This window comes from Amycolatopsis thermoflava N1165 (assembly GCF_000473265.1).
In the GTDB taxonomy this organism is placed as follows: Bacteria; Actinomycetota; Actinomycetes; order Mycobacteriales; family Pseudonocardiaceae; genus Amycolatopsis_E; species Amycolatopsis_E thermoflava.
The window spans coordinates 7,908,618-7,920,536 of the sequence record NZ_KI421511.1; the positions used below are offsets into that span (position 1 = coordinate 7,908,618).

General features: G+C 71.0%; 7 protein-coding genes. 5 read left to right on the top strand and 2 right to left on the bottom strand.

Going from position 1 to position 11,919, the window contains the following annotated elements; genetic code table 11:
* Nucleotides 1-359 precede the first annotated feature (359 nt).
* From gltB to AMYTH_RS0139410, 5 genes are all read left to right on the top strand, one after another.
* Nucleotides 360-4,934, top strand: coding sequence for a glutamate synthase large subunit (gene gltB, locus AMYTH_RS0139390; protein ID WP_027934842.1), 4,575 nt, complete (start codon nucleotides 360-362; stop codon nucleotides 4,932-4,934).
* On the top strand, nucleotides 4,927-6,435 hold the full coding sequence (locus AMYTH_RS0139395) for a glutamate synthase subunit beta (RefSeq protein ID WP_027934843.1): 1,509 nt from the start codon (nucleotides 4,927-4,929) through the stop codon (nucleotides 6,433-6,435). The genes gltB and AMYTH_RS0139395 overlap by 8 nt, the downstream gene beginning before the upstream one ends.
* 134 nt (nucleotides 6,436-6,569) lie before the next feature.
* Nucleotides 6,570-7,499 carry a trypsin-like serine peptidase gene (locus tag AMYTH_RS0139400; RefSeq protein ID WP_027934844.1) on the top strand — a complete coding sequence of 310 codons (930 nt, stop codon included), beginning with the start codon at nucleotides 6,570-6,572 and terminating at the stop codon, nucleotides 7,497-7,499.
* 40 nt (nucleotides 7,500-7,539) lie between these two features.
* Nucleotides 7,540-8,073: a GNAT family N-acetyltransferase gene (locus AMYTH_RS0139405; protein ID WP_027934845.1), complete on the top strand. Its 534-nt coding sequence runs from the start codon at nucleotides 7,540-7,542 to the stop codon at nucleotides 8,071-8,073.
* A 222-nt stretch (nucleotides 8,074-8,295) separates the two neighbouring features.
* Nucleotides 8,296-9,687, top strand: a complete 1,392-nt coding sequence (locus AMYTH_RS0139410) for a class II 3-deoxy-7-phosphoheptulonate synthase (protein ID WP_026153352.1) — start codon at nucleotides 8,296-8,298, stop codon at nucleotides 9,685-9,687.
* Nucleotides 9,688-9,926: 239 nt separating this feature from the next.
* Here the strand turns inward: AMYTH_RS0139410 and AMYTH_RS0139415 are convergent, their stop codons facing one another.
* Both AMYTH_RS0139415 and AMYTH_RS0139420 read right to left on the bottom strand, forming a co-directional pair.
* Entirely contained in the window at nucleotides 9,927-10,505 is a 579-nt protein-coding gene (locus AMYTH_RS0139415) for a 2'-5' RNA ligase family protein (protein WP_027934846.1), read from the bottom strand.
* Nucleotides 10,506-10,537: 32 nt separating this feature from the next.
* On the bottom strand, nucleotides 10,538-11,857 hold the full coding sequence (locus AMYTH_RS0139420; RefSeq protein ID WP_228685154.1) for a wax ester/triacylglycerol synthase family O-acyltransferase: 1,320 nt from the start codon (nucleotides 11,855-11,857) through the stop codon (nucleotides 10,538-10,540).
* Nucleotides 11,858-11,919 lie beyond the last annotated feature (62 nt).

Consider the following 11,919-nt stretch of genomic DNA (forward strand, 5'->3'; position numbering starts at 1 on the left):
CACAGCACCGGGTTCCCACCGGTTTCGCGGCCGCCGCGTCACTGGTCGGCAAGCCGCTGACCAGCGTGAGGAACGCTACCACCGGCGAATCTGGCCGCCGGGCGGGATCCTCGCGTAATCTTGATGGGATCGCGCGACGCGTATGCTCGGTAAGCAGAACCGAACCAGCCCATCAAGAACGACGTCGTTCCTCGCAGCCAGATCGTTACCGATCGGATGAGAAAATCCACACTCCGAGAGGGTGCCGTCATGTTTCCTGGGTGTTAAGGTCGCGCTAATCCAAGGGCCATCGTCGTCCCTGCAGCAGTACCGGGGGAACTTTCCGAACTGAGCATTGAGACGACGAAGGAGGTCCCCGCATGATCTTCTCCGCCAACCCGGGCAAGCAGGGCCTGTACGACCCTGCCACGGAGCAGGATTCCTGCGGTGTGGCGATGGTGGCCGACATTCAGGGCCGGCGCACGCACGCCATCGTCACGGACGGGCTGACGGCGCTGATCAACCTGGACCACCGGGGCGCCGCGGGCGCCGAACCGACTTCCGGCGACGGCGCCGGGATCCTCGTGCAGCTGCCCGACCAGCTGCTCCGCGAGGAAGCCGGCTTCGAGCTGCCCGAACCCGACGCGCAGGGCCACCACCGCTACGCGGCGGGCATCGCGTTCCTGCCCGCCGAGGAGGAGGCGCGTGGCAAGGCCGTGGCGCTGATCGAGCGCCTCGCCGACGAGGAGAGCCTCGAGGTGCTGGGCTGGCGCGAGGTCCCGGTCGACGCCGACGGGGCGGACATCGGCCCCACCGCGCGTTCGGTGATGCCGCACTTCGCCATGCTGTTCGTGGCGGGCAGGCCGGACGCCGAGGGCGTGCGGCCGTCCGGCCTCGCACTGGACCGGCTCACCTTCTGCCTGCGCAAGCGGGTCGAGCACGAGAGCGTCGTGGCCGAGTGCGGCACGTACTTCCCGTCGCTGTCCTCGCGCACCTTGGTCTACAAGGGAATGCTCACGCCTGAGCAGCTGCCCGCGTTCTTCGGCGACCTGCGCGACCCGCGGCTCACCAGCGCGATCGCACTGGTGCACAGCCGGTTCTCGACCAACACGTTCCCGTCGTGGCCGCTGGCGCACCCGTTCCGGTTCGTCGCGCACAACGGTGAGATCAACACGATCCGCGGCAACCGCAACCGCATGCGGGCCCGCGAGGCGCTGCTCGATTCGGGCCTGATCCCGGGCGACCTGACCCGGCTGTACCCGATCTGCTCGCCGGAGGCGTCCGACTCGGCGTCCTTCGACGAGGTGCTCGAGCTGCTGCACCTGGGTGGCCGCAGCCTCCCGCACGCGGTGCTGATGATGATCCCGGAGGCGTGGGAGAACCACGCCACGATGGACCCGCAGCGCCGCGCGTTCTACCAGTTCCACGCCAGCCTGATGGAGCCGTGGGACGGCCCCGCGTGCGTCACGTTCACCGACGGCACGCTCGTCGGCGCGGTGCTGGACCGCAACGGCCTGCGCCCGTGCCGCTGGTGGCGCACCGCCGACGACCGCGTCGTGCTGGCCAGCGAGGCCGGTGTCCTGGACGTGCCGCCGGACCAGGTGGTCGCCAAGGGCCGCCTCAAGCCGGGCCGCATGTTCCTGGTGGACACCGAGGCCGGCCGCATCGTCGCCGACGACGAGGTCAAGTCGGAGCTGGCGAAGCAGCACCCGTACGAGGAGTGGCTGCACGCCGGCCTGCTGCAGCTGGCCGACCTGCAGGACCGCGACCACGTCACGCAGAGCCACGACTCGGTGCTGCGCCGTCAGCTCGCGTTCGGCTACTCCGAGGAGGAGCTGAAGATCCTGCTCGCGCCGATGGCCGAGAAGGGCGCCGAGCCGCTGGGGTCGATGGGCACCGACACCCCGCCCGCCGTGCTGTCGAAGCGCTCCCGGCAGCTTTACGACTACTTCAAGCAGGGCTTCGCCCAGGTGACCAACCCGCCGCTGGACGCGATCCGCGAGGAGCTGGTCACCTCGATGAGCCGGATCATGGGTCCCGAGCGCAACCTGCTCGACCCGGGCCCGGCCTCGTGCCGGCACATCCAGCTGCCGTACCCGGTGATCGACAACGACGAGCTGGCCAAGCTCATCCACATCAACGACGACGGCGACCTGCCCGGCTTCGCCTGCACCGTCCTGTCCGGACTGTTCGAAGTGGACGGCGGCGGCAAGGCGCTGGCGGAGGCGATCGAGCGGGTGCGCCGCGAGGCGTCCGAGGCGATCGCGGCCGGCGCGCGCACGCTCGTGCTGTCCGACCGGGACTCCGACCACAAGATGGCGCCGATCCCGTCGCTGCTGCTGGTCTCCGCGGTGCACCACCACCTGGTGCGCACCAAGGAGCGGCTGCGCGTCGCGCTCGTCGTCGAGACCGGTGACGCCCGCGAGGTGCACCACATCGCACTGCTGCTCGGTTACGGCGCGGCCGCGGTGAACCCGTACCTGGCCTTCGAGACGATCGAGGACATGATCGCGCAGGGCGCGATCACCGGCATCGAGCCGCGCAAGGCCGTGCGCAACTACGTCAACGCGCTCGTCAAGGGCGTCCTGAAGATCATGTCCAAGATGGGCATCTCGACCGTCGGCGCCTACACCGCGGCGCAGGTGTTCGAGTCCTTCGGGCTGTCGCAGGAACTGCTCGACGAGTACTTCACCGGCACGGTGTCCAAGCTCGGTGGCGTCGGACTCGACGTGCTCGCCGAGGAGGTCGCCGTCCGGCACCGCCGGGCGTACCCGGACAACCCCACCGACCGGGTGCACCGCCGCCTGGACAGCGGCGGCGAGTACGCCTACCGCCGCGAGGGCGAGCTGCACCTGTTCACCCCGGAGACGGTGTTCCTGCTGCAGCACGCCAGCAAGACCCGGCGCGACGAGGTGTACCGCAAGTACACCGAGGAGGTGCACCGCCTCTCCCGCGAGGGCGGCGCGCTGCGCGGGTTGTTCAAGTTCCGCAAGGAAGGCCGCGCCCCGGTGCCGATCGACGAGGTCGAGTCGGTCGAGTCGATCTGCAAGCGGTTCAACACCGGCGCGATGTCCTACGGTTCGATCTCGGCCGAGGCGCACCAGACGCTGGCGATCGCGATGAACCGCATCGGCGGCCGGTCCAACACCGGTGAGGGCGGCGAGGACCCGGAGCGACTCTACGACCCCGAGCGGCGCAGCGCGATCAAGCAGGTCGCCAGCGGCCGGTTCGGCGTGACGAGCGAGTACCTGGTCAACGCCGACGACATCCAGATCAAGATGGCGCAGGGCGCCAAGCCCGGCGAGGGCGGCCAGCTGCCGCCGAACAAGGTGTACCCGTGGATCGCGCGCACCCGGCACTCGACGCCGGGCGTCGGCCTCATCTCGCCCCCGCCGCATCACGACATCTACTCGATCGAGGACCTGGCGCAGCTGATCCACGACCTGAAGAACGCCAACGAGCAGGCCCGCATCCACGTGAAGCTGGTCAGCTCGCTCGGCGTCGGCACGGTCGCGGCCGGCGTGTCGAAGGCGCACGCGGACGTCGTGCTGATCTCCGGCCACGACGGCGGCACCGGCGCCTCGCCGCTGAACTCGCTCAAGCACGCGGGCACGCCGTGGGAGATCGGCCTGGCCGAGACCCAGCAGACCCTGATGCTGAACGGGCTGCGCGACCGCATCACGGTGCAGGTCGACGGCGCGATGAAGACCGGCCGCGACGTCGTCGTCGCCGCGCTGCTCGGCGCCGAGGAGTACGGCTTCGCGACCGCGCCGCTGATCGTGGCCGGCTGCATCATGATGCGCGTCTGCCACCTCGACACCTGCCCCGTCGGTGTCGCCACCCAGAGCCCGGAGCTGCGCAAGCGCTACACCGGGCAGGCCGAGCACGTGGTGAACTACTTCCGGTTCGTCGCGCAGGAGGTCCGGGAACTGCTGGCGGAGCTGGGTTTCCGCACCCTGGACGAGGCGATCGGCCGCGCCGACGTGCTGGACACCGACGACGCCGTCGACCACTGGAAGGCTAGCGGCCTGGACCTCTCGCCGATCTTCGAGATGCCGACCGACACCCCGTACGGCGGCGCCCGGCGCAAGATCCGCGAGCAGGACCACGGCCTCGAGCACGCCCTTGACCGCACGCTCATCCAGTTGTCCGAGGCGGCGCTGGAGGACGCGCACCCGGTCCGGCTGGAACTGCCGGTGCGCAACGTCAACCGCACCGTGGGCACGCTGCTGGGCTCGGAGATCACCCGCCGCTACGGCGGGGAGGGCCTGCCCGACGGCACGATCCACATCCGGCTCACCGGGTCGGCGGGGCAGTCGCTGGGCGCGTTCCTGCCGCGCGGCGTCACGCTGGAGATGGTGGGCGACGCCAACGACTACGTCGGCAAGGGCCTCTCCGGCGGCCGCATCATCGTGCGGCCGCACCCGGACGCGACGTTCGCCGCCGAACGTCAGGTCATCGCCGGCAACACGCTGGCCTACGGCGCCACCGCGGGGGAGATGTTCCTGCGCGGGCACGTGGGCGAGCGGTTCTGCGTACGCAACTCGGGCGCCACCGTCGTCGCCGAGGGCGTGGGCGACCACGCCTTCGAATACATGACCGGTGGCCGTGCCGTGGTGCTCGGTCCGACCGGCCGCAACCTCGCCGCGGGCATGTCCGGCGGTATCGGCTACGTCCTCGACCTCGACGAGGGCAGCGTCAACCGCGAGATGGTCGAGCTGCTCCCGCTCGAGCCGGAGGATCTGAACTGGTTGAAGGACATCGTGACCCGTCACCACGAACTCACCCGCTCGGCGGTCGCCGCGTCGCTGCTCGGCGACTGGCCGCGCCGGTCGGCGAGCTTCACGAAGGTCATGCCGCGCGACTACAGGCGCGTGCTGGAGGCGACCAAGGCCGCGAAGGCCGCGGGCCGCGACGTCGACGAGGCGATCATGGAGGTGGCGTCTCGTGGCTGACCCCAAGGGCTTCCTGAAGTACGAGCGGGTCGAGCCGCCCAAGCGCCCCAAGGAGCACCGCGCCGAGGACTGGCGCGAGGTCTACGTCGACCTCGAACCGGCCGAGCGCGACCAGCAGGTGCGTACCCAGGCCACCCGCTGCATGGACTGCGGCATCCCGTTCTGCCACTCGGCCGGTTCCGGATGCCCGCTGGGCAACCTGATCCCGGAGTGGAACGACCTGGTGCGCCGCGGTGACTGGACCGCGGCCAGCGACCGGCTGCACGCCACCAACAACTTCCCGGAGTTCACCGGGAAGCTGTGCCCGGCGCCGTGCGAGGCGGGCTGCACGCTGTCCATCTCGCCGCTGTCCGGCGGGCCGGTCGCGATCAAGCGCGTCGAGGCGACGATCGCGGAGAAGTCGTGGGAGCTGGGCCTGGCCCAGCCGCAGATCGCCGAGGTGGCCAGCGGTCAGCGCGTCGCCGTGGTCGGGTCCGGCCCGGCCGGGCTCGCCGCCGCCCAGCAGCTCACCCGCGCCGGGCACGACGTGACGGTCTTCGAGCGGGACGACCGGCTCGGCGGGCTGCTCCGCTACGGCATCCCCGAGTTCAAGATGGAGAAGAAGCACCTCGACAAGCGCCTGGCTCAGCTCAAGAAGGAGGGCACGCAGTTCGTCACGGGCTGCGAGGTGGGCGTCGACATCACCGTCGAGGAGCTTCGGGCGCGCTACGACGCGGTCGTGCTCGCCGTCGGCGCGCTGCGCGGCCGCGACGACACCACCACGCCCGGCCGGGAGCTCAAGGGCATCCACCTGGCGATGGAGCACCTGGTGCCGGCCAACAAGCAGTGCGAGGGCGACGGCCCGTCGCCGATCCACGCGCACGGCAAGCACGTGGTGATCATCGGCGGCGGTGACACCGGCGCCGACTCCTACGGCACCGCGATCCGCCAGGGCGCGGCCTCGGTGGTCCAGCTGGACCAGTACCCGATGCCGCCGACGACCCGCGACGACGAGCGGTCGCCGTGGCCGACGTGGCCGTACGTGCTGCGCACCTACCCGGCGCACGAGGAGGGCGGCGAGCGGAAGTTCGGCGTCGCCGTGCGGCGGTTCGTGGGCGACGAGAACGGGCACGTCCGCGCGATCGAGCTGCAGCAGGTCAAGGTCGTGAAGGACCCGGAGACCGGGCGCCGCGAGGTGCTGCCGGTGTCGGACGAGATCGAGGAGATCCCGGCCGACCTGGTGCTGTTCGCCATCGGATTCGAGGGCGTGGAGCACATGCGGCTGCTCGACGACCTGGGCATCCAGCTGACCCGGCGCGGCACCATCTCGTGCGGCCCGGACTGGCAGACCGAGGCCCCTGGCGTGTTCGTCTGCGGTGACGCCCACCGCGGCGCCTCGCTGGTCGTGTGGGCGATCGCGGAGGGCCGCTCGGTGGCCAACGCCGTCGACGCCTATCTGACCGGCGCGTCGGACCTGCCCGCCCCGGTGCACCCGACGGCTCTGCCGCTCGCTGTGGTGTAACTCTCCGGGTAACGCAACCAAATAACGCGCATCGGCCGTTCGGGCTCACCCTGGGCCCGAACGGCCGATTGTTCACCCCGTCGCGCCCGCCTAACTTTCGGTGACAACGGATCGACCGGCAGACGGGTGGCGTCATGAAGCGAACAGGTATCCGGGCACTGGTCCTCGCGGCGGTCGCCGCGGTCACCACGGCAGTGTTCAACGCGCCCGCCACGGCGGCGCCCGGCCCGGCGGTCCACGTCCACGGCGCCGGTGCCGCGGAGTACTGGACGCCGGAGAAGATGCGCTCGGCCAAGCCGCTCGACGGCCTGGTGACCGCCGCGCGGGACCTCAGCGCCGACGTCCGCGCCGCGGTGCCGCGCCTGCTCCCGTCGCGGACCTCGAAGGTCAGCACCGGCGACCCGTGGACCGGCGGCGGCGCGGTCACGCACACCGCGGGACGGGTGTTCTTCACCTTCAACGGTTCCCCGGCCTCCTGCAGCGGGGACGCGGTGACCAGCGCCAACCGCAGCGTCGTCATCACCGCCGGGCACTGCGTGAAGTACCAGGGCAGCTGGCACACCAACTGGGTCTTCGTGCCGGGCTACGACAACGGCAACGCCCCGTACGGCGAGTGGGCCGCCACCACGACCCTCACCACGCCGCAGTGGCAGGCGAGCGAGGACCTCAACTACGACGTCGGCGCCGCCGTCGTCGCCCCGCTCAACGGCCAGTACCTCACCGATGTCGTCGGTTCGCAGGGCGTCGCGTTCAACCAGCCGCGCGGCCAGGCGATGTACAGCTTCGGCTACCCGGCCGAGCCGCCGTACGACGGCAGCGAGCTGACCTACTGCGCCGGCCGGACCTTCAACGACACGTTCGGCAGCAACGACCTCGGAATGCGCTGCAACATGACCGGTGGCTCCAGCGGCGGCCCGTGGTTCCTCAGCTTCAACGAGGCGACCGGGACCGGCATCCAGAACTCGGTGAACAGCTTCGGCTACACGTTCCTGCCCGGCGTGATGTTCGGCCCGTACTTCGGCGCGGACGCCGAGGCGCTCTACAACGCGGCGGCCGCGCGCTAATCGGTTGCCGCGGGCCCGGCCGGTCGGATAAGAAGCCCGCATGCTGAAGGGCGAGAAGGTCGGGCTGCGGGCCCGGTACGACGAGGACATCCCGATCCTGCGGACCGAGCTCTACGACGACGTCGTCAACGGTTCCCGGGCCGAAAGCCGGCCGTGGCGGCCGATCTCGCCGAGCTCGAAGGACCAGCGGCTGCACGTCGACGACAGCGTGACGGACCACGTCCCGTTCTCGGTCGTCGAGCTGGCGGGCGCCACGCTGATCGGCACCGCGACGCTGTGGGGGATCGACACCCACCACCGGTCCGCGCACGTCGGGCTGGGGCTGCTGCCGTCCGCGCGCGGCAAGGGTTACGGCAGCGACGTGGTCGCGGTGCTGTGCCACTACGGCTTCGTGGTGCGCGGCCTGCAGCGGCTGCAGATCGAGACGCTGGCGGACAACTTCGCGATGCTGCGCGCGGCCGAGCGGAACGGCTTCGTGCGGGAGGGCGTGCTGCGCAAGTCGGCGTGGGTGATGGGCGAGTTCCTGGACGAGGTGCTGCTGGGACTCCTGGCCCACGAGTGGACGGCGCGCTAGGGCTTCCTGTCGATGGCCCGAGTCCGGACGCGGCGATCGACACCGGGGCGGGCCAGCTGCGGACGGCCGCGCACGACGGCGCCCACCCGGGACTCGCGCCAGGGAGCGTGGGACTCGCGGGCGGGACGGCGAGTTCGACACTCGGGCGCGCGAGTTCCACGTTCGGGGTGGCCCCCGCCACCTCGGGGCGGATCGTCCCAGCGCACCCCATATCCTGGGGTGGTGAACTGGACCGTGGACGTGCCCGTCGACACCCTTCCCGAGCTGCCGCCCCTGCCGCCGGAACTGCGTGCCCGGCTGGACGACGCCCTGTCCCGCCCCGCCGCCCAGCAGCCGGAGTGGCCCGACGCCGACGCGGTCGGCCGGGTCCGCCACCTGCTCGAGGCCGTGCCGCCCATCACCGTGCCCGCCGAGATCGACCGGCTCCAGGACCGCCTCGCCATGGTCGCCCGCGGCGAGGCCTTCCTGCTCCAGGGCGGCGACTGCGCCGAGACGTTCGAGTCCAACACCGAGCCGCACATCCGCGCCAACCTGCGCACGCTGCTGCAGATGGCCGTCGTCCTCACCTACGGCGCCAGCCTGCCCGTCGTGAAGGTCGGGCGCATCGCAGGCCAGTACGCCAAGCCGCGCTCCAACAGCACCGACGCGCTCGGCCTGCCCGTCTACCGCGGCGACATCGTCAACTCGCTCGTCGCCAAGCCCGAGCTGCGCGTCCCCGACCCGGGCCGCATGATCCGCGCCTACGCCAACTCCGGTGCGGCGATGAACCTGGTCCGCGCCCTCACCGGCGCCGGCATGGCCGACCTCGCCCAGGTGCACGACTGGAACAAGGACTTCGTGCGCACCTCGCCCGCCGGCGAGCGCTACGAGGCGCTGGCCGGTGAGATCGACCGCGGCCTGCGGTTCATGTCCGCCTGCGGCGTCAGCGACACCTCGCTGCACTCCACCGAGATCTTCGCCAGCCACGAGGCCCTGCTGCTCGACTACGAGCGCGCCATGCTGCGGATGGACAACGCCAACGCGGCCAACCCGAAGCTGTACAACCTCTCGTCGCACTTCCTCTGGATCGGCGAGCGCACCCGCCAGCTCGACGGCGCCCACATCGCCCTCGCCGAACTGCTGGCCAACCCCATCGGCGTCAAGATCGGCCCGACCACCACGCCCGAACAGGCCGTGGAGTACGTCGAACGCCTCGACCCGCGCAACCAGCCCGGCCGCGTCACCCTCATCTCCCGCATGGGCAACGGCAAGGTCCGCGACGTCCTGCCGGCCATCGTGGAAAAGGTCGAGGCCACCGGCCACAAGGTCATCTGGCAGTGCGACCCGATGCACGGCAACACGCACGAGTCGTCCAGCGGCTACAAGACCCGCCACTTCGACCGCATCATCGACGAGGTCCAGGGCTTCTTCGAGGTGCACCACAAGCTCGGCAGCTACCCCGGCGGCATCCACATCGAGCTCACCGGCGAGGACGTCACCGAGTGCCTCGGCGGGGCGCAGGAGATCTCCGACTCCGACCTCGCCGGGCGGTACGAGACGGCCTGTGATCCGCGGCTGAACACGCAGCAGTCGCTGGAGTTGGCGTTCCTGGTGGCTGAGATGTTGCGGGGCTAGTTCGGGGCGCTACGCGGGTTTCCACTGCGCCGGGCTTCGCTTCGCTACGCCCGGATCTTGGTGCCCTCCCGAACCCGATCTTTCAGTGTTCGGTTGCCGAGACACCGCGTCAAGGCGGGAAAGCGTGCCTTGACCCGGTGGCTCGGCAACCGATTTGGCTGGGGATCGGGTTGCGGGAGGGGGCTGGCTCGGGGCGGGGTTGTCTTGCGTTGCCGGCCGGCGGTTCTGGTGCTGCGTTTTCAAGAAGCGAAGTAGTCTTCGGCGGCTTCCCTCGGGCGCTGTAGCGGTGCGGGCAGCTCGAAGGTCGCCACCGTGCGCCACGGGCCGTGTTCGTCCTCGCCCGCCACCAGGTGCACGCGGTCGATCCAGGCCCGCACCGGGAGCGCCGCGGCCAGTTCCGCCGCCGCGCGCCGCCGGGTGTGGGCGTCGCCCGTGCGGTGGTCCACCACCGTCAGGTGGGGGACCGTGTCGGGGTGCTCGCCGCCGTAGGGCGGGTGCGCCGGGAATCGTTCGCACACCGCATGCGTCAGCGCCCGGAAGTGCTCGTCCGGCTCCGGCGCCAGCCACACCACCTCCGAGCCGAACCACCCGACCTGCGAAAACTCGCACTCGAACGCCTCGATGCCGACCAGCGCGGCCTCCAGATCGGCCACCGTCCCGGCGTCGATGTCCCGCGGCGCGACGAACGGGTACAGCACGGTCACGTGCGCCGGCACGGTCCGTCGATGCCGGGTGACCAGGTGGTCCGTCTCGGGGACGGGGACGACGATGGCACTCTTCGTGGCACGGCGAAGCCACTGCGCGTCGGGGACCGGCATGGCTTCATCATGACTGAAACCGCGCCGGATGTTTAGATCGACCGCTCGTACAGAGCAGCGGCCGACTTCAGCACGGCGTCCCGCAGCGAACCGGTGTCGGACACCGCGTCGCCGTTCATTTGCAGTCCGATGTGGACGTGGTCGGCGTACGTGGCCGCCGCGATGCCCACCGCGTGCCGCGGCGCCAGCGGCACGAACGGGTAGATCTCGCACAACTGCGCGCCGTCCAGGGTCAGGTCCAGCTTCGGCAGCGGCACGTTCGTGATCACGGTGTCGAACAGGGCCCCCGCGGCCTTCCCGGCCACCTTCGTCGCCAGCCGGTGCAGCCCCGGCGGCAACCGGTCGGCCAGCACCGGCAGCGCACCCGCCCCGCGCTGCGGCCCCGCCGCCTTGTTCCGGTTCATCGACCAGCGGATCTCCCGCAACCGCCGCACGGGATCGTCCAGGTGCACCGGCAGATCGCACAGGTAACCGGACAGCTGGTTGGCGCCCAAGCCGCCCTCACGCGCCCGCATGCTCACCGGGATCAGGGCCCGCAGCGTGCGCGCGTCTGGGCGCTGCCCGCGGTTGATCATCCACTCCCGCAGCGCGCCGGCCAGGACGGCGAGCACCACGTCGTTGGGCGTGCCGCCGTGCGTGCCGCGGATGGTGCGGATGTCGGCGAGCGGCAACCGGACGAACCCGAGCCGCCGGCTGGCCGAATCCGGCGCCCCCAACGGGGAGAACGGGTACGGCCGCGCGGCACGCAGGACCGCCGACGCGATCGCCGCGTTCTCCCCGGCCTGGCTGACCGCCTCCACGACCCCGTCCCGCAGCGCCGCCAGCGGCGAACGGGGATCGGCCGGCCGGTCGGCCGCCTCGATGAGCATGCGGGTGATCGGCAGCTCGTCCAGCAGCCCGGCGGCCACCGCGAACGCCCCCGCGCCGTCGGTGAACGCGTGGTGCAGCTTGAGCAGCAGCGCGAACCGGCCGTCCGCCAGGCCGGTCACCACGTGCAGGTCCCACAGCGGCCGGTCCATCGGCAGCGGCTGCTCCATCCACTCGGCCGCGTGCGTGGCGAGCGGATCGTCGGCGTAGAACCCGCTCAGCCGGTGCACGTGGATGTGCCGGCGCGGATCGAATTCCGGGTCCTCCACCCAGGTCGCTCCCCCCGGCGGGAACAACGACGAGCGGAACCGCTGGCGCAGGCGCGGGATACGTCTCGCGCGCCCGGCGAGCAAATCGGCCACCCGATGCGGGTCAACGGGTGCATCCGGTTGGAAGATCACCGCTGCCCCCATGTGCATGGGGGTCGATTCCCCTTCCAGGCAAAGGAAAGCCACGTCCAGCCCACTGAGCTGACGGCCAGCCATAGACGACCCCTCTACGGTCGGTGACATCGGGATTGCCTGCTACTTGAGCAAACGGACGTGAC